The 22153-nt window shown below is 71.8% G+C and carries 21 protein-coding genes and 2 pseudogenes; 13 read left to right on the forward strand and 10 right to left on the reverse strand.

Annotated features, from left to right (window positions below; translation table 11 throughout):
- Window positions 1-164: 164 nt before the first annotated feature.
- Together O7623_RS27065 and O7623_RS27070 are read left to right on the forward strand one after the other, a co-directional pair.
- Complete coding sequence (locus O7623_RS27065; protein WP_282225768.1) at window positions 165-2075, forward strand: family 16 glycoside hydrolase; 1911 nt, start codon at window positions 165-167, stop codon at window positions 2073-2075.
- Window positions 2076-2261: 186 nt separating this feature from the next.
- Window positions 2262-3092, forward strand: coding sequence for a phosphoribosylaminoimidazolesuccinocarboxamide synthase (locus tag O7623_RS27070; RefSeq protein ID WP_282225769.1), 831 nt, complete (start codon window positions 2262-2264; stop codon window positions 3090-3092).
- A gap of 157 nt (window positions 3093-3249) precedes the next feature.
- Here the strand turns inward: O7623_RS27070 and O7623_RS27075 are convergent, their stop codons facing one another.
- Together O7623_RS27075 and O7623_RS27080 are read right to left on the reverse strand one after the other, a co-directional pair.
- Window positions 3250-4872, reverse strand: coding sequence for an MFS transporter (locus tag O7623_RS27075; protein WP_282225770.1), 1623 nt, complete (start codon window positions 4870-4872; stop codon window positions 3250-3252).
- A 58-nt stretch (window positions 4873-4930) separates the two neighbouring features.
- The gene (locus O7623_RS27080) at window positions 4931-5530 is read right to left on the reverse strand and encodes an XRE family transcriptional regulator (RefSeq protein WP_282225771.1); all 600 of its coding nucleotides are present in this window, start codon (window positions 5528-5530) and stop codon (window positions 4931-4933) included.
- 78 nt (window positions 5531-5608) lie between these two features.
- Here O7623_RS27080 and O7623_RS27085 point away from each other — a divergent pair, with 78 nt between their 5' ends.
- Window positions 5609-6250, forward strand: a complete 642-nt coding sequence (locus O7623_RS27085; RefSeq protein ID WP_282225772.1) for a class I SAM-dependent methyltransferase — start codon at window positions 5609-5611, stop codon at window positions 6248-6250.
- 103 nt (window positions 6251-6353) lie between these two features.
- On the opposite strand, the gene O7623_RS27090 is transcribed toward O7623_RS27085, so the two are convergent.
- Window positions 6354-6488, reverse strand: coding sequence for a hypothetical protein (locus O7623_RS27090; RefSeq protein WP_282225773.1), 135 nt, complete (start codon window positions 6486-6488; stop codon window positions 6354-6356).
- Window positions 6489-6529: 41 nt separating this feature from the next.
- On the opposite strand from O7623_RS27090, the gene O7623_RS27095 reads away from it, so the two are divergent.
- Complete coding sequence (locus tag O7623_RS27095; protein ID WP_282225774.1) at window positions 6530-6751, forward strand: DUF397 domain-containing protein; 222 nt, start codon at window positions 6530-6532, stop codon at window positions 6749-6751.
- 48 nt (window positions 6752-6799) lie between these two features.
- Here the strand turns inward: O7623_RS27095 and O7623_RS27100 are convergent, their stop codons facing one another.
- Both O7623_RS27100 and O7623_RS27105 read right to left on the reverse strand, forming a co-directional pair.
- Window positions 6800-7711, reverse strand: a complete 912-nt coding sequence (locus O7623_RS27100; protein WP_282225775.1) for a DUF559 domain-containing protein — start codon at window positions 7709-7711, stop codon at window positions 6800-6802.
- 158 nt (window positions 7712-7869) lie between these two features.
- Window positions 7870-8202, reverse strand: coding sequence for a YnfA family protein (locus O7623_RS27105; RefSeq protein WP_282225776.1), 333 nt, complete (start codon window positions 8200-8202; stop codon window positions 7870-7872).
- A gap of 171 nt (window positions 8203-8373) precedes the next feature.
- Here O7623_RS27105 and O7623_RS27110 point away from each other — a divergent pair, with 171 nt between their 5' ends.
- From O7623_RS27110 to thrS, 4 genes and pseudogenes are all read left to right on the forward strand, one after another.
- Window positions 8374-8697: a class I SAM-dependent methyltransferase gene (locus O7623_RS27110; RefSeq protein WP_282225777.1), complete on the forward strand. Its 324-nt coding sequence runs from the start codon at window positions 8374-8376 to the stop codon at window positions 8695-8697.
- Entirely contained in the window at window positions 8630-9154 is a 525-nt protein-coding gene (locus O7623_RS27115) for a hypothetical protein (protein ID WP_282225778.1), read from the forward strand. The genes O7623_RS27110 and O7623_RS27115 overlap by 68 nt, the downstream gene beginning before the upstream one ends.
- A gap of 266 nt (window positions 9155-9420) precedes the next feature.
- A complete protein-coding gene (gene aspS / locus O7623_RS27120; protein WP_282225779.1) occupies window positions 9421-10725 on the forward strand; it encodes an aspartate--tRNA(Asn) ligase in 1305 nt (434 codons plus the stop codon).
- Between the two features lie 210 nt (window positions 10726-10935).
- Window positions 10936-12222, forward strand: a pseudogene (gene thrS, locus O7623_RS27125) (threonine--tRNA ligase); the annotation flags it as partial.
- 107 nt (window positions 12223-12329) lie between these two features.
- Here the strand turns inward: thrS and glpK are convergent.
- The gene (gene glpK / locus O7623_RS27130) at window positions 12330-13880 is read right to left on the reverse strand and encodes a glycerol kinase GlpK (protein ID WP_282225781.1); all 1551 of its coding nucleotides are present in this window, start codon (window positions 13878-13880) and stop codon (window positions 12330-12332) included.
- A 64-nt stretch (window positions 13881-13944) separates the two neighbouring features.
- Between glpK and O7623_RS27135 the strand changes: the two genes are divergently transcribed.
- Window positions 13945-14919 (forward strand): alpha/beta fold hydrolase, encoded by a 975-nt coding sequence (locus O7623_RS27135; RefSeq protein ID WP_282225782.1) that lies wholly within the window; start codon window positions 13945-13947, stop codon window positions 14917-14919.
- 54 nt (window positions 14920-14973) lie between these two features.
- The gene (locus tag O7623_RS27140) at window positions 14974-15912 is read left to right on the forward strand and encodes a ribose-phosphate pyrophosphokinase (protein WP_282225783.1); all 939 of its coding nucleotides are present in this window, start codon (window positions 14974-14976) and stop codon (window positions 15910-15912) included.
- A 9-nt stretch (window positions 15913-15921) separates the two neighbouring features.
- Here the strand turns inward: O7623_RS27140 and O7623_RS27145 are convergent.
- Window positions 15922-16372: pseudogene (locus O7623_RS27145) on the reverse strand (ATP-binding protein); the annotation flags it as partial.
- Window positions 16373-16541: 169 nt separating this feature from the next.
- Between O7623_RS27145 and O7623_RS27150 the strand changes: the two are divergent.
- Window positions 16542-17732: a DUF5931 domain-containing protein gene (locus tag O7623_RS27150; protein ID WP_282225785.1), complete on the forward strand. Its 1191-nt coding sequence runs from the start codon at window positions 16542-16544 to the stop codon at window positions 17730-17732.
- Window positions 17733-17757: 25 nt separating this feature from the next.
- Entirely contained in the window at window positions 17758-18432 is a 675-nt protein-coding gene (locus O7623_RS27155; RefSeq protein WP_282225786.1) for a response regulator transcription factor, read from the forward strand.
- 77 nt (window positions 18433-18509) lie between these two features.
- Here O7623_RS27155 and O7623_RS27160 read toward each other — a convergent pair whose 3' ends face one another.
- From O7623_RS27160 to O7623_RS27170, 3 genes are read right to left on the reverse strand one after another with little or no spacing between them, the layout of a single operon-like run.
- Entirely contained in the window at window positions 18510-19094 is a 585-nt protein-coding gene (locus tag O7623_RS27160) for a DUF5709 domain-containing protein (protein ID WP_282225787.1), read from the reverse strand.
- 28 nt (window positions 19095-19122) lie between these two features.
- The gene (locus O7623_RS27165) at window positions 19123-19644 is read right to left on the reverse strand and encodes a hypothetical protein (protein WP_282225788.1); all 522 of its coding nucleotides are present in this window, start codon (window positions 19642-19644) and stop codon (window positions 19123-19125) included.
- 1 nt (window position 19645) lies between these two features.
- Window positions 19646-20506 (reverse strand): ATP-binding protein, encoded by an 861-nt coding sequence (locus O7623_RS27170; RefSeq protein WP_282225789.1) that lies wholly within the window; start codon window positions 20504-20506, stop codon window positions 19646-19648.
- Window positions 20507-20669: 163 nt separating this feature from the next.
- On the opposite strand from O7623_RS27170, the gene O7623_RS27175 reads away from it, so the two are divergent.
- Window positions 20670-22049, forward strand: a complete 1380-nt coding sequence (locus O7623_RS27175) for a glycosyltransferase (RefSeq protein WP_282225790.1) — start codon at window positions 20670-20672, stop codon at window positions 22047-22049.
- The last annotated feature ends 104 nt before the right edge of the window (window positions 22050-22153 follow it).

Consider the following 22153-nt stretch of genomic DNA (forward strand, 5'->3'; position numbering starts at 1 on the left):
CACAAGCGATCCGGGCGGGTGTCAACGGTCCGACCGGATGGTCATTGCCGTGCCATTAATCGACGTATTGACATGCGTACTGATTCGTCATACCGTTCCCTGCATCGGAAAGCGCTTTCCTGCGCGCGTCGTCAGCGTACCGTCCGCCACCGGAAGGCACCGCCATGTGGCACCATCCCGACCGGGCCCACCGCCGTCGGCGGCCGCGCGGCCCGGCCCTCGCCGCCCTCGCCGTCACCGGCACCGCGCTGCTCACCGCCGGTGCCCTGCTCGCCACCACCGTCACCGGAGCCTGGGCGGCGACCCTGTTCACCGACGACTTCGACGACGGCGACGCCGCCGGCTGGTCGAAGTCCGGCGGCACCTGGGCGGTCGTCGCCGACGGCTCCCAGGTCCTGCGACAGTCCAAACCCGACGCCGGGCTCGCCCGGATGTTCGCCGGCTCCACCAACTGGACCGACTACCGGCTCCAGGCCCGGGTCAAGCCGCTGAGCTGGACCTCGTCCGGCGGATTCGTCGGACTCGCCGCCCGGTCCCCGGGCGCCACCAGCTTCGACCGACTGGCACTGTTCGACGGGCGCGTCGAACTGCAGGCCGTACGCAGCGGAGCCGTCACCGTCCTCGGCACCGCCGCCCGGCCGGTGCCCGCCGATACCTGGGCGACCCTGACCCTGGAGGTCTCCGGTGGCACCGTCCAGGGCTGGGTGGACGGCACCCTGATCGGCACCGGTGCCAGCCAACGCGGCCAGGGCCGCATCGGCGTGCAGACCGACCGCGCCACCGCCGCCTTCGACGACGTGACCGTCAGCACCGTCGGGGCCGGCCCGACACCGACGCCGACGTCCTCCGTACCGCCGACGTCCTCGCCATCGGCGAGCCCGCCGCCGACAGCGCCGCCCACGACAGCGCCGCCGACCACGGCACCGCCCACGACGGTGCCGCCCACGACGGTCCCGCCCTCGTCCGGGCCGGGCCGGGACCTGATCGTCGCCACCACCGGCGACGACGCCAACCCGGGCACCCTCGCCCAGCCGCTGCGCACCGTGCAGCGCGCCGTCGACCTGGCAGTCCCCGGCACCACCATCCGGCTGCGCGGCGGCCGCTACGCCCCGACCACCAACATCCGGATCCTCACCTCCGGCACCGCCGACGCGCCGATCACCCTCACCCGGTACGGCACCGAACACGTACTCATCGACGGCGAGCCGATGCCGCACACCCCGGCACCGCTGAACGGCAGCATCCCCAACATCGAACGCGGCGCCATACACATGCAGGCGTCGTACTGGCGGCTCGTCGACCTGGAGATCGCAAACGGCCCGTACGGGGTCTACTGCCGCACCTGCCACCACAACGTCTTCCAGCGCCTGACCACCCGTGACAACTACGAATCCGGCCTGCAGATCCAGGGCGACGCCACGTACAACCAGGTCATCGACCTCGACGCGTACGGCAACCGGGACCCGCGCAAGAACGGCGAGAGCGCCGACGGCCTGGCCATCAAGGAAGGCTCCGGCGTCGGCAACGTCGTCCGGGGCGCCCGACTGTGGAACAACGTCGACGACGGCTTCGACGCCTGGATGTTCCGGTCGCCGATCCTCATCGAGAACTCGGTGGCCTGGGGCAACGGCGTCAACCGATGGGGCTTTCCCGACTTCGCTGGCGACGGCAACGGCTTCAAGATGGGCGGCGGGATCCCTGACGCGGTGCCGCATGCCGTCCGCAACAGCATCGCGTTCGGCAACGCCGTCGACGGCTTCATCGACAACGGTAACCCGGGTGCGCACCGCTTCGACCGCAACACCGCCTGGAACAACGGCCGCAACGGTTTCACCGTCAACCGGTCGGCGTCGGTGCTGACCGGCAACCTGGCCGCGACCAACCCCACCCCGGTGTCGCTCGGCTCGTCGACCGGCACCGGCAACTCGTGGAACATCGGCGGCACCTGGACCGATGCGTCGCTGGTCAGCACCAACGCGGCGACGATCACCGGGCCGCGCCGCCCCGACGGTGCCATCCCGACGTCACCGTTCCTGCACCCGATCGGCCAGCCCCACCTGGGCGCACGCCTGTAGCCCGGGCGTCGTATGAGCCCCGCCGCGCCGCCAGCCCGGGAATCGTCGGCGGCGCGGCGGCCCCCGGCCAGGACCTCCGAACCGCCCCAGCCTGGCCAGCCCGTCCGCCCCGTCAGCTTGAGGGGCGGACGGGCACCCGGCGGTCCAGGTCCGTCGCCGCTGCGTCGTCGTGATGTACTTGCCGGCGTGGAGCTGCTGCACTCGGGCAAGGTCAGGGACGTGTACGCCGACGGCGACGACCTGATCCTCGTCGCCTCCGACCGGATCAGCGTCTACGACGTGGTGCTGCCCACCCCCATCCCGGACAAGGGCAAACTGCTCACCGCGCTGTCGCTGTGGTGGTTCGAGCAGCTCGCCGACCTGGTGCCGCACCACGTCGTCTCCGCCACCGACGTACCGGCCGAGTTCGCCGGCCGGGCCATCCGCTGCCGCCGCCTGGACATGGTGCCCGTCGAGTGCATCGCCCGCGGCTACCTGACCGGTCTCGGTCTGAAGGAGTACGAGAAGTCCGGGTCGGTCTCCGGCATCGCGCTGCCCGCCGGCCTGGTCGAGGCGTCCAAGCTGCCCGAGCCGATCTTCACCCCGACGACCAAGGCGCCGGTCGGCGAGCACGACGAGTTCATCACGTACGCCGATGTGGTCACGCAGGTCGGCGCGGAAACCGCGCAGCGGCTGCGGCAGATCACCCTGGACGTCTACCGGCGCGGCGCGGCGCTGGCCGAGGAGCGCGGCCTGATCGTCGCCGACACCAAGATCGAGCTGGGCTGGGCACCGGACGGCACCCTGGTCCTCGCCGACGAGGTGCTGACCAGCGACTCCTCCCGGTTCTGGCCGGCGGACGCGTACCAGCCGGGCCGTGCCCAGTTCTCCTTCGACAAGCAGTACGTGCGGGACTGGGCTGCCGGCACCGGTTGGGACAAGCGCCCGCCGGCCCCCGAGGTGCCGGCCGAGATCGTCGAGGTGACCCGGGCCCGCTACGTCGAGGTCTACGAACGGATCACCGGCCGCACCTGGTGAGCGGGTCAGCTCCGCGTGAGCCGGGACGCCTGAGACACCGTGGCCGTTCGCCATGTGGGCCAGGACGCGCGCCAACAACTCGTAGGCGAACCTGGTGGTTGGTGCTGAGACAGACCACGGCACCAACCACCGACACGAAGACCTGACGCCAGCGCGTTCAGCCGGCGACCGCGTCCTTCGTGAGGTTCCCCGGAGTCGGTTCCGGCTGCTCGGCTCGTGGCCTACGCTGCGGACCCCGGGCGAGCACGTAGCCGAACAGGAGCACCATCACCCCGACGCCCACCCACATGGCCTGCTGCCAGCCGTCGACGAACGACTGCTGCGCGGCCCGGACCAGCTCGTCGGCGTACGGGCCGGCGTCGTCGGCGGAGGCGAGAGCGGTGGCGATGCCCTCCCGGGCCGCGTCGGGCGCGTCGACGGCCAGCTCGTCGAGCCGGGGGTCGACGGCGTTGCGGTAACCGGCGGACACGATCGCCCCGAGCAGCGCGACGCCGAGCGCGGCACCGAACTCTCTCGTGACGTCGTTGAGCGCGGACGCGGTGCCCTGGCGGGCGCGGGGCAGGGCGCTGGTGATCGCCTCGGTGGAGGGGGTCATCGACAGGCCCATGCCGAGCCCCATGGCGAGCATCCCGGGCAGCACCGACAGGTAGCCGCCGTCGACGGAGACGAAGCTGGCCATCAGGGCCAGGCCCGCGCCGCCGAGGAAGATCCCGGCTGCCATGGTGGCGCGGGCGCCGACCAGCGCGGCCACCCGTGGGGCGAGGCCGGAGGCGACCATCATCAGCAGGGCCATCGGCATCATCGCCAGCGTGGAGCGCAGCCCGGACCAGCCGAGGACGGCCTGGAAGTACGGGAAGAGCACCACGAAGATGCCCGCCTGAACGCCGAACACCGCGAGCAGCGACACCGAGCCGCTGGACAGCCCCCGGTCGCGGAACAGTCGGACGTCGAGCAGCGGCGCGCGCCGACGCAGCTCCCAGGCGACGAAGACGACGGCCCCGACGACGCCGACGAGCAGACCCACCAGCGTGGCGGGCGCGGTCCAGCCATGTTCCGGCCCCTCGTGCAGGACGAAGATGAGTCCGACGGCGGCGAGCACCGACGACAGCGAACCGATGGTGTCGAACGGGTGACTCGACTCCTCGCGGGAGTTCGGGACGTACCGGATGGTCATGCCGGCGGCCACGACGACGAGCACGACCGGGAGGGCGAACAGCCAGCGCCAGTCCGCCACGTCGACCAGGAACGCCGACAGGTACATCCCGAGCAATCCGCCACCTCCGGCGACGGCGGTCCAGACGCCGATCGCCCGGGACCGTTCCTGGTCCGGGAAGGTCGAGGTGATCACGGCCAGGGTGATCGGCATGATCATCGCCGCGCCGATGCCGCTGAGCAGTCGTGCGGTGATCATGATCTCGGTCGAGGTGGCGAGGCCCGCGGCGGCGCTGGCGGCCCCGAAGACGATCAGGCCGGCGAGCAGTACGGGCTTGCGGCCCCACCGGTCGCCGACCGCGCCGAGCGGCAGCAGCAGCGCGGCCAGGGTGATCGTGTAGATGTTGATGATCCACAGGACGGTGCTCTGCGAAGCGCCGAACGCGACGGCGAACTCCTGCTGAGCGACGTTCAGCCCGGAGACGGAAGCGATCACCGCCATCAGCGCGATGCAGACCGCGATGAGGACGGCGCGGCGTCGGCGCGGATCGTGGATCGTCGGGTCGGAATCCGCCGCAGCGGCGTCCGCGACGGCCGACACCTGCGGAGACAGGCTTGGAGAGGTCATGCGGGAAAGCTAACGCCGCCTTGCGCTATCGGCACCAAGGCTTGCAGTAATGGCAAGACTAACTGGTTGGGGCGTCGCTCGACGACTGCGCGTGGGCCCGCTCGCCGTCCTGGTCGAAGATGGTGAGGATCTCGACCGGCCCGTTCACCGCGCCGATGGAGTGCGGGATCATCGTGGAGAACTCCGCCGCGTTCCCTTGGCCGACCGGGATCTGCCGCTCACCCAGATGCAGCAGCGCGGTGCCGCTGAGCACGAAGAACCACTCCCGACCGGGGTGCACGCTCAGATGCCCCGGACCGGTACGGCGCTCCGGGGTGATCCGCATCTTCGCCACCATGCTGCCGCCGGGCTGCCCTGAGCTGCGCGACAGCATCCAGGTGGCCAGACCCGGCTCCTGGTGTTTCATCGGCCGGATGATCACGTCGGCATCGTCGACCGGCTCGACGAGTTGATCGATCGTGGTGTCCAGCGCCCTGGCCAGGGCGACGAGCTGGTCCAGGTCGATCCGCCGGTGGCCGGTCTCGATGCGGCTCAGCGTGGACGGGCTCAGGTGGCATCGGGCGGCGAGGGAGTCGAGACTCCAGCCGCGCGCCTGCCGTAGGCCACGGATGCGCTGCCGGACCACGTCGGAAAGCTCGACCTCTGACACGCCCACCATGCTAGGTGCTACCTACTGCCTTCTTGCGGAAACCGCATGAACTCTTCCAGTTCTCGGAAGGCTCGTTACCGTCGAGGCATGACCAACGAGACCCACACCGATCATCCCGCGTTCAGCGCCGACTGGTGGGAGCAGCACTATCAGGCGCACCCGGCGGGACACGTCTCGCCGGGACCGCAGCTGGTCGCCGAGGTCGCGGACCTGCCCCCGGGTACGGCGCTCGACGCGGGCTGCGGCACCGGCGCCGACGCGATCTGGCTCGCCAGCCGGGGTTGGCAGGTGACCGCCGTCGACGCCTCGTCGACTGCAGTCGGCCGCGCCAAGGAGCTCGCCGCACAACAGGATCACGCTATTGCGCAGCGCATCACCTGGCTCACCGCCGACCTGACCAGCTGGGAGCCGGCGCAGCGCTACGACCTGGTGACCAGCCAGTACGTCCACCCCGACCTGCCGTTCGACCGGTTCGTGGCACGGCTGGCCGCCGCCGTCGCCCCCGGTGGGACCCTGCTGGTCGTCGGCCACGACCACGCCGACACCCACTCGGCTGCCCACGCCCCCCGGGCCGCGTCGATCGGCTTGGGCGCCGTCGTCGGGTCCCTGCCCGAAGCGCAGTGGAAGGTGGCCGTCGCGGAGTCCCGTACCCGCGAGGTGCACCACGACTCGAAGCAGTTGACCATCCACGACTTCGTCGTCCGGGCTCACCGTACGCCGCCAGCCTGAGAAACAGCGCTGCCTGCTGCCCTCGATGCCGTCTGCCGGGCTGGCCGATCGCGGCCAGCCCGGCAGCCGTCCGTCAGTACGCAGTTCACCTGCCGGGGGCGCGTCAACTCCCGCCGTCGGCGTAGGGCAACTCCACGTGCGCCGTCCAGTAGCAGAGGTCGGCCCGGTGCTCGACCAGCGTGACCGGCTTGCCGCAGTGCTCGGAGATCAGCGTCGCCGCCTGATCGAGGTCGCTCATCGGCGAGATCGCGGCAGCACGCGAGCGTGAGTGAGGCGAGGATGAACGTGACCGACCTGTCTGGCCGGACGTGGCGTAAGTCGAGCCGCAGTGGCTCCGACTCCAACTGCGTCGAGGTGGCAGGGCTTGCTGGCCCTGAGGCACCCGGCGTCGCGGTGCGGGACTCAAAGGATCCGTACGGTCCTGTTTTGTCCTTTTCTGGCAACTCCTGGTCTGGCTTCGTGACGGCTCTTCGCCGTCGAGGTGACGCTGACGCACGCTAAAACGCGAAAATAGCGTGCGTCAGCGTCACCTCGACCGGTGCGATGTGGTCAGGTGGTGCGTTCGGCGATCGCCGCCCGCACCTTTTGCACGACTTGTTCCTTCCGCCGGAGTACGTCGTCGGCAGTGAAGCGGAGCGCAAGCCAGCCGGCTTCCCGGAGCGCGTTGAAGCGGTACACGTCCTTGCGGAACGTCGCTCGCTCCCGGTGGTGGTCACCTTCGTACTCGATGGCGATCCGCCACTGCGGGTACGCCAGGTCGACCCGCGCGATGAACCGCCCCTTCCCGCTCAGTGAGGCGTCCCGTACCTCGTACTGCAAGGTGGGTTTCGGCAGGCCGGCGTCGTGTAGCAGCAGGCGGAGTCGGCTCTCCATTGGCGATTCACTCAACGGCTCCGCAAGAGCAAGGAGGTCCCGCACCTGCTGCAAGCCGCGTAGCCCATGGCGGGTGTCGATGTACGCCGCGAGGTGCGCGCGCGTGACAAGGCGGCGGCGTAGGACGGTGTCGAGGGCGCTGAGTGCATCAGCACGCGGCAACGAACGACCCAGGTCGAACGCGGTACGGACTCCAGTGGTCAAGGGAAGTCCGCTCAAGGACGTGATGTCGTCAGGGTCGAGTGTCCGGTATGCGGACTTTACTCTTGGGTACGAGTACCGCCTGGCCGTCTTCGGCAGGGCAATGTGTACCGGCACCACCGCCTGCCCGGGACCGCGTAGCGGCAGGAGGTTGGCCCCCCAGAGAAAGGCCGCGCTGAGCTCGTGGATCGCCGCACCGGGCGGCAGCCGTGCGGCGGCGGCTGTACACCACATCCGGTAGTCGTCGGGGTCGTACGAGCTCTCGTGTACATAGACGTCGGGGAGGATGCGGCGCCAGGACGGACCGTTGAGCATCCGCCGGGTGATCAGGCCGGCAGCGATGGCGCGGCTGCCGCAGAACGGTTCGAAGCTCAGCTCGCGTGGCACCGTGGCAGGGCGGGGCATCGGAGGAGCTTGCCCTGTCGTCACCGTCGTTTTCTGCCCGGTACGCCGGTCCAGTCGCGCATCCGACTAAAGAAGACACTCCCGGCTCCAGGAGCACCCGCCGGGCACAGGAGTACCGCCGGCAGCGTGGCCTTGGCCGTTCAGCTGCGTGGGGCGTACATGATGACGGCGACGCCGATCAGGCAGATCACCGCGCCGGTGATGTCCCAGCGGTCGGGCCGGAACTTGTCCACGACAACGCCCCAGGCGAGGGATCCGGCGACGAAGACGCCGCCGTACGCGGCGAGGATCCGGCCGAAGTTCGGATCCGGCTGCAGCGACGCGGCGAACCCGTACAGCCCGAGCGCGATCACCCCGGCGGCGATCCACAGCAGGCCACGGTGCTCCCGCCAGCCCTGCCAGATCAGCCACGCCCCGCCGATCTCGGCCAGCGCGGCGAGCATGAACAGGGCGAGGGAACGCGCGACGGTCACGACGCTGACCCTACCCAGATCCCCGCGAGCATCGGGGGTACTGTCCCGCTGCATCGAGGTGACGCTGACGCACCTTATTTCGCGATTTTGAGGTGCGTCAGCGTCACCTCGATGTAGATCAAACATCGGGACGAGCGGGCAGCGCAGGGGTACGACCGCACCTCGGCAGAAATGTTCGCACGCCATGTGCTGGACCCGACGGTGGAGTTTCTGGCCAAACTGGCCGGCACCGGTTCCGCGTTGGAGTTCGCGATCGGCACCGGCCGGGTGGCGATCCCGCTTTCCGCGAAGGGCATTTCGGTTAGCGGGATCGAGCTGTCGCAGCCGATGATCGATCAGCTACGCCGCAAGGTCCCGCTGGCAGACGACCTGCCGGTCGTCGTCGGCGACATGGCGACGGCGACGGTTCCGAAGCGGTTTTCCCCTGGTGTACGTCGTTTACAACAGCATCGGCAACCTGCGTACGCAGGACGAGCAGGTGGAGTGCTTCCGTAACGCCGCCCGGCACCTGACGTCCGGTCGGCGGTTCGTCGTCGAGCTGTGGATGCCGGGCATCCGGCGGTTCCCACCGGGGCAGTCGGCGGTGCCGTTCGAAGTGACGGACCGGCATGTCGGCTTCGACACCTACGACATGGTCACCCAGCAGGGGACCTCGCACCACTACCGGCGGAGCGACGACGGCAGCGCCAGCTACGGCAACAGCAACTTCCGCTACATCTGGCCAGCCGAGTGCGACCTGATGGCCCGGCTCGCCGGTCTGACGCTGGAGTGCCGGTTAGCGGACTGGGACGGCTCGCCGTTCACCGCCGACAGCGAGAAGCACGTCTCCGTCTGGCGTAAGCCCTTGACTGGCCCGGGAGCGAGACCGACCGATGGCGGTCGGAATCTGGATGCGGACGACGGCGCCGTACCGCTAGCGTCGACCGGTAACAGCGACGACGGAGCCGAGTAGCGGTTGCGCCCACCGGAGTGACAGAGAGCCGCCCACAGCTGAGAGGGCGGACTCCGGCCCAGCCACGAAGACCCTCCTGAGCTGCGGGAAAGAACGGCCCGTACGGGCTCAGTAGACTCCCGCCGACTCGCCCACGTCACGGGTAAGCGAAGGCCGCGCCGCGCGTACACCGCGATGGCGCGGTGAAGGTGTGGTGGCACCGCGAGGATCCCGCTCGCCCACACCTCTCTGGGGACGCGTTGCGCACACCGGAGGAGGTCACCACCATGCAACGCATCCTTTCCGCCGCTCTTCCCGACTTCGTTGGCCAGCCCGTACGGCTGGCTGGCTGGATTCACCGGCGGCGAATGCTGAAATCCGTCGCGTTCCTGATCCTGCGCGACGCCGCCGGGCTCGCCCAGGTCGTCGTCACCGACCCGGCGGTACGGGCCCAACTCGAACACCTGCCGGAGGAAACCGCCGTCGCCGTCACCGGGATCGCGACCGCCCAGCCGGCCGCCCCCGGCGGCGTCGAGGTCACCGGCCCGACGATCACGCCGCTGACCGACCCGGCGGCACCCGTACCGTTTGATCTGTATCGGCCGGACCTGCGGGCCAACCTGCCGACGATCCTGGACCACGCGCCGGTCGCGCTACGCCACCCGAAGCTGGCCGCCACGCACCGGATCTCGGCCGCCGCCGTCGCCGGCTTCCGGGAAACCCTGAACGGCATGGGCTTCGTCGAGATCCACACCCCGAAGATCGTCGGTACGGCGACCGAGAGCGGCGCGAACGTCTTCGCCCTCGACTACTTCGGCCGCCGGGCCTATCTTGCCCAGTCACCGCAGCTCTACAAGCAGATCATGGTGGGCGTCTTCGAACAGGTCTTCGAGGTGGGGCCGGTGTTCCGGGCCGAGCCGAGCGACACCGCCCGGCACCTGACCGCGTACACGTCACTTGACGCCGAACTCGGTTTCGTCGACGACCACCGGGACGTGATCGCCGCCTGCCACGCCACCGTCGCCGGGATGCTGGCGGCGGTCACCGAGCGCGCCGGGTCGGCGGTGGAGCTGCTCGGCGTACGGATGCCGGCGCTGCCGGCCGAGCCGGTGATCGTGCACTTCGCCGACGCCCTGGAGATGATCAGCGCGGCGACCGGCCGGGACGTCAGCGGCGAGCCGGACCTGGCACCGGAGCACGAACGCTGGCTGGGGGAGTGGGCGCTGCGCGAGCACGGCAGCGACTTCGTCTTCGTCGAGGGCTACCCGACCCGGCACCGGGCGTTCTACACCCATCCGGACCCGGCCCGGCCCGGCTACTCGCGCGCCATCGACCTGATCTTCCGGGGCGTGGAGCTGGTCAGCGGCGGGCAACGGCTGCACCGGTACGGCGACTACGTCGACGCGCTCGCCGAGCGGGGTGAGACCGACCTGACGCCGTACGCCGGCTATCTGGACGCGATGCGGTACGGCATGCCGCCGCACGGCGGCTTCGCGTTCGGGTTGGAGCGGTTCGTGGCCCGGCTGCTCGACGTACCCAACATTCGGCAGGTCACCCTCTTCCCGCGCGACCTGCACCGCGTCGCCCCCTGACGCGGATGGCAAACCGGTGGGCGGTGGAGCGGGGCGGGCGTACGATCGCGGGCATGGTTTTGTGGTCGGCCACGACGACGCCGGGACGTCCCGGCGTACGTTCGCGCTGACCTGACCTTCAGCTGACGACACGGCCCCGGGCGAGACGCCCGGGGCCGTTTCCGGCTTTCCGCAGGGTGTCTCGGCCGGGTCACGACCCCAGGAGACACCGTGAAGAACGTCGACCACCGCAAGCTCGGCCGGGAACTCGACCTGTTCGACTCCGATCCGCTGATCGGTGCCGGCCTGCCGTTCTGGCTGCCGGCCGGCGCGGCGGCCCGCCACGAAGTCGAGTCGTACCTGCGCGAGCTGGAACGCCGCGCCGGATACCAGCACGTCTACTCACCGGTGCTGGGCAAACGGCAGATGTACGAGTTGTCCGGTCACTGGGCCAACTTCGCCGACGACATGTTCCCGCCGATGGCCCTGGGCGGGCAGCGCGACGACAACGACGCCGACGACAGCGATGGCGACGGGGACGGCGACGGCGAGGGGGACGGGGACGCGCTGGTGCTGCGGCCGAGTCTCTGCCCGCACCACGCGTTGATCTTCAAGTCGCGACAGCGCTCCTACCGGGACCTGCCGCTACGGATCGCCGAGCTCGGTGCCATGTATCGCGCCGAACGCTCCGGTGTGCTCGGTGGCCTGACCAGGGTCCGGTCGATCTGGCTGAACGACTCGCACATCTTCTGCGCACTGCCGCAGATCGGTCCCGAGATCGCCGACGTGCTGCGGCTGATGCGGCAGGCGCACGACGCACTCGGCGTACGGGTGTCGTCGTACCAGTTGTCGCTGCGCGGTGCCGGCGGCAAGTACGCCGGGGACGACGACGCGTGGCGGCAGGCCGAGCGGCTACTGCGGCAGGCGTTGGACGCGGCGGGTGTCCGGTACGGTGTCGCCGCCGGTGAGGCCGCCTTCTACGGGCCGAAGATCGACGTGCAGATCGTCGACCCGGCCGGCCGTGAGTCGACCCTGTCCACCATCCAGGTCGACTTCCTCCAGCCGGCCCGGTTCGACCTGTCCTATGTCGACGAGCGCGGCGAACGGGTCCGGCCGGTGATGGTGCACCGCAGCCTGATCGGCTCGATGGAGCGGCTGTTCGCGCACCTGATCGAGGTGCACGCCGGTGCCTTCCCGGCCTGGTACGCCCCGGTGCAGCTACGGGTCCTGCCGGTGGCCGCCGACCAGCGACCGGCCGCCGACGCGCTGTCCGGCGACGCGATCGCCGCCGGCCTGCGCGTCGACATGGACGCCGACGGCACCATCGGGGCCCGGGTGCGGGCGGCGGTGGCGCGCAGGGTGCCGTACGTGGCGGTGATCGGGGCCCGGGAGGCACCGTACGGCCGGGTCGCGCTGCGGCTGCGTGACGGCCGGCAGCTGCCGGCGATGCCCGGTGCCGAGGCGGTCGCGTTGATCGCCTCGGCGGTCGCCTGCCGCTCGGCCGACCTGCTGCCGCCCGACGCGGCTGCCCGCCACGGGGTCGAGTCCCCGGCGATCTTGCACTTATCGAGGGACATTCACGACAAATCTTCTCGATAACTGCAAGATCGCCGAGGGAGGGTGGGCTAGTCGTCCACCCAGTCGAGGGTACGGCTGACGGCCTTGCGCCACTGGGCGTACTCGCGGTCGCGGTGTGCCGGCTCCATCGCCGGCCGCCACTGCGCGTCGGCCCGCCACTGGGCGCGTAGCGTATCCAGGTCCGGCCAGAAACCGACCGCCAACCCGGCCGCGTACGCCGCCCCCAGGCAGGTCGTCTCGCTGACCGCCGGGCGGACCACCGGCACGTCGAGCACGTCGGCGAGGAACTGCATCAGCAGCCCGTTGGCGGTCATCCCGCCGTCGACCCGCAGCCGGCGCAGCGCCACGTCCGAGTCGGCGTTCATCGCGTCGACCACCTCGCGGGTCTGCCACGCCGAGGCTTCCAGCACCGCCCGGGCCAGATGCCCCTTGGTGATGTAGCCGGTCAGCCCGGCGACCACGCCCCGGGCGTCGGCCCGCCAGTGCGGGGCGAACAGTCCGGAGAACGCCGGCACGATGTAGCAGCCGCCGTTGTCGTCGACGCTGCGGGCCAGCTCCTCGATCTGCGCCGCGCTGGAGATCAGCCCCAGGTTGTCGCGCAGCCACTGCACCAGCGAGCCGGTCACCGCGATCGCACCTTCCAGCGCGTAGTGCGCCGGGGCGTCACCGATCTGGTACGCCACCGTGGTCAGCAACCCGTGCTGCGAGGTGACCGCACTCGTCCCGGTGTTGAGCAGCAGGAAACTGCCGGTGCCGTAGGTGCATTTTGCCTCGCCGGGCTGGAAGCAGGTCTGCCCGAACAGCGCCGCCTGCTGGTCACCGAGGGCGCTGGCGACCGGTACGCCGGCCAGCGCCCCGCCGGCGACGTCGGCGTCCGCCGTACCGTAGATCGTGGCCGACGGAACGATCTCCGGCAGCATCGCGGCCGGAATGCCCGCCGCGGACAGGATCTCGTCGTCCCAGCGCAGCGTGTGCACGTCCATCAGCAGGGTCCGGCTGGCGTTGGTGACGTCGGTGACGTGCCGGCCGGTCAGTTTCCAGATCAGCCAGGATTCCATCGTGCCGAACAGCACCTCGCCGCGCTGCGCCCGCTCGGCGAGGCCATCGACGTGTTCCAGCAGCCACATCGCCTTCGGCCCGGCGAAGTACGTCGCCAGTGGCAGCCCGGTGCGTTCCCGCAGCCGCTGTTCGCCGTAGGTGTCGCCGAGGCGGTGCAGTTGCGGCCCGGTGCGGGTGTCCTGCCAGACGATGGCGTGGTGCACCGGCCGGCCGGTGGCCTTGTCCCACACCACCGTCGTCTCCCGCTGGTTGGTGATCCCGATCGCGGCGAGCCCACCAGCGCCGCCGCCGGCGTCGGCCGCACCGGCAATGCCGGCGTCGGCCAATGCCTGCCGGACCACCTGTTCGACGTTGGCCCAGATCTCCTCGGCGTCGTGCTCGACCCAGCCGGGGCGGGGGAAGATCTGCCGGTGTTCGCGCTGCGCCATCGTGACGATGGAGCCGTCGGCGTCGAACACGATGCAGCGCGACGAGGTGGTGCCCTGGTCGATGGCGGCGATGTACCGTCCGGCGGTGGCCGGGCTGCTCTGCGCGGTCATCCCGCCAGTATGGCCGTGGACAGCGCACCCCATCCGCCCCGCCGTCGCTGGTAGCGTGCCGGCCATGGCCTGGTTCGATCTTCCCCTCGATCAGCTGCGGCGCTACCAGCCCGAGCTGTCCCCGCCGGCCGATCTGCGCGCGTTCTGGGACGACACGCTCTCCGACGCCCGGTCGATGGCGGCACCGGCGGTGGCGACCCCGGTGGCGACCCCGCTGCGCATGATCGACACGTACGACGTGAGCTTCACCGGCTTCGCCGGCCAGGAGATCAAGGGCTGGCTCAACGTCCCGTCCGGTGCCGCCGGGCCGCTGCCGGTCGTCGTCGAGTTCATCGGGTACGGCGGCGGCCGTGGCCGCCCGCTCGAATGGCTGCTCTGGGCCAGCGCCGGCTTCGCCCACCTGGTGATGGACACTCGGGGTCAGGGCGGGTCGTGGCGGGGCGGGGACACCCCGGACGCCGGACCGGACGGTTCCGGGCCGACCACCCCCGGCTACCTGACCCGAGGCGTGCTGGATCCGGCCGGCTACTACTACCGGCGGCTGATCACCGACGCCGCCCGTGCCGTGGAGATCGCCCCCGAACTGCCCGGCGTCGACGGATCCCGGCTGGCCGTGGTCGGTACCAGCCAGGGCGGCGGGCTGGCCCTGGCCGCCGCCGCGCTCGCCGGGGACCGGGTCGGCGCGGTGGTGTCCCGGGTGCCGTTCCTGTGCCAGATCCGCCGGGCGGTGACCATCACCGACGCGGATCCGTACAACGAACTGGTCCGGTTCTGCCGAATCCAGCCGGAGCGGGCCGCGGCGGCGTTCGCCACGGTCGACTACGTCGACGCCGCCCACCTGGTGCCGTGGGCCAGCGCCCCGGCACTGTTCAGCGCCGCCTTGATGGACCAGACCTGCCCGCCGTCGACGGTCTTCGCCGCCTACCACGCCTACGCCGGCCCGAAGGAGATCGAGGTGTACGAGTGGGACGGGCACGAGGGCGGTCGGTCGCACTTCGACCAGGTGTCGATCGAGTTCGTCCGTAAGCAACTCGGCTGAGCCCGTCCGGGGTCGCGTCGGTCACGCCCGCGCAGGCTGACCTACGATCACCTGGTGCGTGAGATCGCGGTGTTCAGCGGCAGTGCCCACCCCGACCTGGCTGCGGAGATCTGCACCCATCTGGACGTGCCGCTGCACCCGGTGCGGGTCTCCCGGTTCGCCAACGACTGCCTCGAGGTGCAGCTGCAGGCCAACTGCCGGGAACGCGACGTCTTCCTGATCCAGCCGCTGGTACCGCCGGTGCAGGAGCACCTGGTGGAGCTGCTGCTGATGCTCGACGCCGCCCGAGGGGCCTCGGCCGGGCGGATCACCGTGGTGCTGCCGCACTACGCGTACGCCCGGTCCGACAAGAAGGACGCCCCGCGAATCTCGATCGGCGCCCGGCTCGTCGCCGACCTGCTGGTTTCCGCCGGCGCCGACCGGGTGCTGGCGATGACCTTGCACTCCCCGCAGGTACACGGCTTCTTCAGCGTCCCCGTCGACCACCTGCACGCGCTGCGGGAGCTGGCCGCGCATTTCCGCAACCACGACCTGACCGACACGGTGGTCGTCTCGCCCGACCTGGGCAACGCCAAGGAGGCCGCCGCGTTCGCCCGGATGCTGGGCACCCCGGTCGCGGCCGGCGCCAAGCAGCGGTTCAGCGACGACCGGGTGCAGATCAGCGCGGTGATCGGCGACGTCGTCGACCGCGACGTGATCGTCCTCGACGACGAGATCGCCAAGGGCAGTACGGTGATCGAACTCATCGACCACCTGCGCGACCTGAAGGTCCGGTCGATCCGCATCGCCTGCACCCACGGGCTGTTCTCCAGCGGCGCGTTGGACCGGTTGAGCAGCCAGGACGGCGTACTGGAGATCGTCTGCACGAACACGGTGCCGATCCCGGCCGGCAAACGGGTGCCGAAGCTGCAGGTGCTGTCGGTCGCACCGGCCCTGGCCGAGGCGATGCGCCGGATCCACAATGGCGAGTCGGTCAGCGCCCTGTTCGGCTGACCGGGTCGTCGGCGTCGGCGTCGGCGTCGGACAGCCCGAGGCTGATCCGTACCGTGGTGCCCTCCGGGCCGGTGGCGACGGCCATCGTGTCGGTGAGCCGCTCGGTCAGCCACAGCCCCCAGCCGCCGGCGGTGTTCGGTGCCGGCCGGTCCCGGCGGCGCAGCCGGTCCGAGCCGATCCCGGCACCGTTGTCGGAGACCTCGCAGAACATCGACTGCGCGTCGCGCCACAGCCGCAGCCACCCCCGGCCGCCGCCGTGCCGGACCGCGTTGGTGATCAACTCGTTGACCGCGAGCACGAAGTCGTCCAGGCGCTGCCCGCGCATGCCGGCCGACGTGGCGCACGATGCCACGTGATGCCGCAGGTCAGTGACCTGACCCCGGTCGAAGGACTCGCTCAGCAGATCCATCGGGTCGATAGGCACGACCGTACGCGATGATGGGGGATCTGCGTCGGTCATGGCCCATCCGGCTGCTGGTCGTACGGTGCTTTCGCGGCGTTCTCACCCTACGTTGACCGGTACGGAATTGCACCTCGCACCCGGCGTGTCCGCCGGCAGCGCGCACCGTCGGCCGCGACCGGGTCCGCCCGCACCGCCCCGGCCCGGTCGGGTGTGCCATCGTCGTCACGTGCGTCACAGCCCTGCCCCCACCGGAACCCTGAGCGTGCCGCTGTGGCGGGCGATCGCGGTCTTCCGGTTCGCCGCCCTCGGCTACGTGCTGGTGCTCTACGCCCGTAACGCGGCGGACTACGCGCATCCGTTCCTCGCGGCACCCGTACTGCTCGGGATGATCGTCTGGACGATCACCGCGACCTGGGCGTACCCGCGGCGTCAGCTGCGCCGCTGGCCGCTGCTCGCCACCGACCTGGCCGTCGCGCTGGCCACCCTGCTGGTCAGCCCGTGGCTGATCGGCCGGCCGGCGCTCGCCGACGGGGTGCCGACCATCGCCGTCGCCTGGCTGGCCGGCCCGGTGCTGGCCTGGGCGGTCGCCGGTGGCCGCCGGCTCGGGGTCGCCGCCGCCGTGGTCCTGGCCGCCACCGACCTGGCGGTACGGGACCGGCTCAACGAGTCGTCCGTGACGCCCGGGGTGCTGATGCTGCTGGCCGGCATCGCGGTCGGGCACGTCGCCCGGCTGATCGCCACCGCCGAGCAGCGGCTGCGGAGGGCGGTCGAGCTGGAGGCCGCGACGCGGGAGCTGGCCGCCGCGACCCGGGAACGGGAACGGCTGGCCCGCGACATCCACGATTCGGTGCTGCAGGTGCTCGCGATGGTCGCCCGGCGCGGCGCGCACCTCGACGGTGAAGCCGGCGAGCTGGCGCGGCTGGCGGGGGAGCAGGAGTCGGCGCTGCGGGCCCTGGTCACCAGCCGGCCGACGGCACCGTCGACGGCACCACCGGCGGACGCCGCCGCACCGCCCGGTGACGCGACCGACCTGCGGACCATGGTCGCCGGGTACGCCGCCCCCCGGGTCTCGGTCGCCGCCCCGGCCGAACCGGTGCTGCTCCCCGGCCACCTCGCCACCGAGGTCACTGCCGCGGTCGGCGCGGCCCTGGACAACGCGTTGCGCCACGGCGGCCCCGACACCCGGGCGTGGGTGCTCATCGAGGCGGAGCCCGATGCCGTTACCGTGTCGGTCCGGGACGACGGCTGTGGCATCGCCCCCGGCCGGCTCGCCGAGGCCGCCGCGCAGGGCCGCCTCGGGGTGAGCCAGTCGATCCGGGGGCGGATCGTCGAGGTGGGGGGCACGGTACGGATCCACTCCGCGCCCGACGAGGGCACGGAGATCGAACTGCGGGTGCCGGCACCGGTGCCCGGCTGACGGTGGTGGGACAGGAGTACGGCGAATGACAGCCGACGAGCGGGAGCAGGAGACGGCACCGATCCGGGTGATGGTGGTCGACGACCATCCGATGTGGCGCGAAGGCGTCGCCCGCGACCTCGCCGAAGCCGGCTACGACGTGGTCGCCACCACCGGGGAGGGCCGGCAGGCGGTACGGATCTGCGCGGCTGCCCGACCCCAGGTGGTCGTGCTGGATCTGCAGCTGCCCGACGTCTCCGGGGTCGAGGTGATCCGGGGCCTGCACGCCGCGCGACCCGGCGTCCGGGTGCTGATGCTCTCTGCCAGCGGCGAGCAGCAGTCGGTGCTGGACGCGGTCAAGGCCGGTGCCACCGGCTACCTGGTGAAGTCCGCCAGCCCGGCGGAGTTCCTCGACGCGGTGGCGCGCACCGCCGCCGGTGATGCGGTGTTCACGCCGGGGCTGGCCGGTCTGGTCCTCGGCGAGTACCGCCGACTGGCCGCCACTCCGGAACCCGGCGGCGACGAACCACGGCTGACCGACCGGGAGACCGAGGTGCTGCGGCTGGTCGCCAAGGGGCTGTCGTACAAGCAGATCGCCGCCCGACTGGGGCTGTCCCACCGGACGGTGCAGAACCACGTGCAGAACACCCTCGGCAAGCTGCATCTGCACAACCGGGTGGAGCTCACCCGGTACGCGATCGAACGCGGCCTGGACGGTTAGCAGGCCGACGGCCTGGACGAACAGCGGGCCGACGGCCTGGAACGCGGCCTGGAACGGTCAGCGGGCCGACGACCGGGTCAGGTGGCGATCGGCCGGTCCGCCGGTGGTTCGGTCTCGTGGATCGCCAGCTCCTCGGCGCTGGCCCCGCCGCCGGCCGCGCCGGCGTCCATCGCCACGGAGTCCGGTTCGTCGTCGCTGGGCGCACCTTCGTCGCCGGCGACCAGCCGACCCACCAGGCCGTCCCCGGCCGCGCCGCCGAGCCGGCCGTGGTCGTACACCGACACCGGCGAGTCGGGATCCGAGTACGGGCCAGGGTCGAGGACATCGGCGTCGCGCTGCGCCTGCGTCCGGGCCTGCTCGCTGTCGGCCTCGTCGCCGAGTGCCTGGTCGACCGGGCCGGCGAGCGGATCGTTCACCGGCTCCGGCAACGACTCCCGGGCGATCTTGTAGTCCAACGACTCGCCGTCGCGCTGCTCCTGCGCGGTGTTGCCGAAGTGGTCCACCGCCACCGGCACGTCACCCGGGATGCTCGCCGGGTCCGGGCCGTCGGCCTCCCGGCCGCTGGCCACGTCGTCGTACGCGGTCGAGTCGTCGTCGGCGATCTCGGGGATCCCTTCGGACTCCGTGTCGGAAACCGGCCGGGGGAAGTCGTCTTCACGCATGCCGTCCCAATACCCGTCGGTGTGCGGGTCACACACCGGGTGCGGACTCGCCGTACCCGGACTCGCCGTACCCGGACTCGCCGTACCGGGGCTGGCGGGGCCCGGACCCGCTGGGCCGGTCCGGGCGGCGGCGCAGCGGTGGTGGATCGCCGTCGGCGTCGGTCCCGGTCGGCACCACCGGGTCACCGACCGGCGCCACCGGGCTCGCCGTGGTGCGGCCCGGTCGGACCTCGTACGGATGTGAGGCCGTCGTCGCCGACGCGCCGCTGACCACGTCCGCCGCGAAGTCCTCGTCGGCGGGGCGGCCCGGGTGGTAGCCGAGGTCGGCGCCGGGTCGCTGCCCGGCCGGCGCGACCGCCGGGCGGACCGGGGTGACCGAACCGGGCACCGGGGCGGTGACCGTACCGGGCACCTGGGCCGCCCGGCCTGCCGCCGGGCCGCGACGTCGGTCGCGCCCGGCACCGGCGGCCCGGCGGCCGATCAGGTATCCCACCGCCGCGCCGGCCACCAGCAACGCCCATCGCACCGGACCGGAAACCACACGTACCACCTCAGACTCCTTTCCACGAACGGTCCGACGGGTCGAGCACGGCCCAGACCAGCTTGCCGTCGGCGAGTGCGGTGCAGCCCCACCGGCGGGCCACCGATTCGACCAGCCACATCCCCCGTCCACCGAGTGCGGTCGGCGACACCGGCGCACCGGGTCGCGGGGCGACGGGGGAGCCGTCCCGGACCGACACCCGCAGACAGCCGTCGCGGTACCCGACCCGGACCGACATCGCCGTACCGGCGTGCACCACCACGTTGTTGACCAGCTCGGTCAGCGCGAGCGCGGCCGGCTCGATCAGCTGCGGGACGTCCCACTGCCGGCAGCCGCGGGTCAGCAGCGTCCGCGCGGTGCGCGCCGCACCCGCGACCGGTTCGAGCTCGACGCCGAGCGCGCGGGCCGCCGGTGCCCCGGCCAGCAGGGCGCACGCCAACTGACGATCCGGCAGTACGGAGAACCCGGCGGCCGCCCACAGCGTCCCGGCCCCTGGTGGCGGGGCGGTGCAGACCAGGCCGCCGGCCGGCCAGTCGGCGACCAGCTGCGGCACGTCGGCGAGGCGCAGCAGCGCCGTCGGCTCGGCGAGGTGCAGCCCGGAGACGTCGACCCCGAGCGGAGCCGCCCGGTCGGCCAGGCAGTCGAGCAGCGCGTCGCGCAGTTGCCCCACGGTGTCGGTGGTCAGCTCACCGACCAGCCGGACGATCGGCTGCGACGACAGTCGCACGGCGGCGGTACGCGGTGGGTCGTCCGGCGGCTCCCCGGCGGTGCGCCGCCGGCTCGGGGCGTCACCGGACGGCCCGGCAGCGTCGCGGCGCGGCGACGTACCCGGTGGGCGGATGCGGCTGCTCTGCGTCCTGGTCGCTGCCATACGTACGGGTACCCCGGTTTGCTCCGGTCATACCGCCGGTGTGCGTTGTCGCACCTCATCCCGGCCTCACCCGAGGGTGGTGCTGACCGGAACCGGGTGTTCGGCCGTACGGCAGAGGTTAGAAAGAACCACTACCAACGGTGACGAACCCACGGAGGTGACGATGCGGGTCGCTCTGGTGTCCGCACACGGTGGAGCGTCGCTGCGCCGTGCCGACCCGGACCGGGACCCCGCCCGGTGCCCCGCCGACGTGAACCCGGCCGGTCAGCCGCTGACCGGTACCGCCGCGCACATCGCCCGGCTCGCCCGTGAGCTGGCCGCCCTCGGCCACGAGGTACGCGTACATGAGCGGTGGACCGACCCCGACGAGCCGCACACCGTCGAACGCGACGGCTACCAGCTGGTACGGATCCCGGCCGGGCCGCCGACCCGGCTGCCCACCGCGGACCTGCTGGCGTACCTGCCGGAGCTCGGGCGGGCGTTGGCCGGCCAGTGGCGGGCCGGCCAGTGGACGCCGGACGTGGTGCACGGGCACTTCTGGCCCGGCGGGCTCGCCGCCGCCAGCGCGGTGGCCGACAGTCGGATCCCGCTGGTGCAGACCTTCCACAGCGTCGGCAGTCACCAGCAGCGCATGCTCGGCAGCGGATACCGGGGACCGCAGGTCCGGATCGCGTTGGAGCGGGCGCTGGGCCGGGTCGTCGACGCGGCGGTCGCGCAGTGCACCGAGGAAGTCGACGAACTCGCCCGGCTGGGTCGGGACCGGGCGTCGGTGGTGCTGATCCCGCCCGGCGTGGACACGGCCCGGTTCACCCCGGACCCCGATCCGCCCCGTCGGCGGCGTCGGCGGCTGCTCGCCGTCGGCGACCTTGTCCCCGGTGCTGGTCACGACGCGCTGCTCGGCGCGTTACGGCTGGTCGGCGACGCCGATCTGATCATCGTCGGGGGGCCGCCCCGGGCCGAACTGGCCGACGATCCCGGCGCCCGCCGGCTGATCGAGCTGGCCCACCGGTACGGGGTCGCCGACCGGATCGAACTCGCCGGCCTGGTACCGGCCGAGGAGATGCCCCAGCTGTACCGCTCGGTCGACGTGGTCGTCTGCGCCGCCCGGTACGCCCCGGTCGGCACCGTGGCGTTGGAGGCGATGGCCTGTGGCATCCCGGTCGTCGGGTACGCCCACGGCGGCGTCGCCGACTGCGTGGTGGACTCGGTGACCGGGCGGCTGGTGCCGGTGGGCGACGTCCGGGCCCTCGGCGTCACCGTACGGCGGCTGCTCGCCGACGAGGCCGAGCGGTTCGCCTTCGGCCATGCCGGGATCGATCGGGTCCGGTGCCGCTACAGCTGGGAACGGACCGCTGCCGCCGTCGAACGGCTCTATCAGCGGGTGCTCGGGTTGCGGGGTACGCCGGAGGCGGCGTCGACCGCCGCGGTGGCGCTGCCCGACGGTGAGTCGGTCGCACCGGTCGAGCTGGAGCTGGACCTGACGGCGATCGACGCCGACGCGATCGAGCCGGCCCCGACCGCCGCTGCCGTCCGGGCCGCCTGACCTCCGCCGACACGGGCCGGTCCGCCCCCGGCCCGGGCCGTGGGAAGGCCACCGGGGTGGGCGGCCGGAACGCCGCCGGGGTGTGCCGGCGGAGTGCCGCCGGG

The sequence above is a fragment of the Solwaraspora sp. WMMD791 genome, from assembly GCF_029581195.1.
GTDB lineage: Bacteria > Actinomycetota > Actinomycetes > Mycobacteriales > Micromonosporaceae > Micromonospora_E.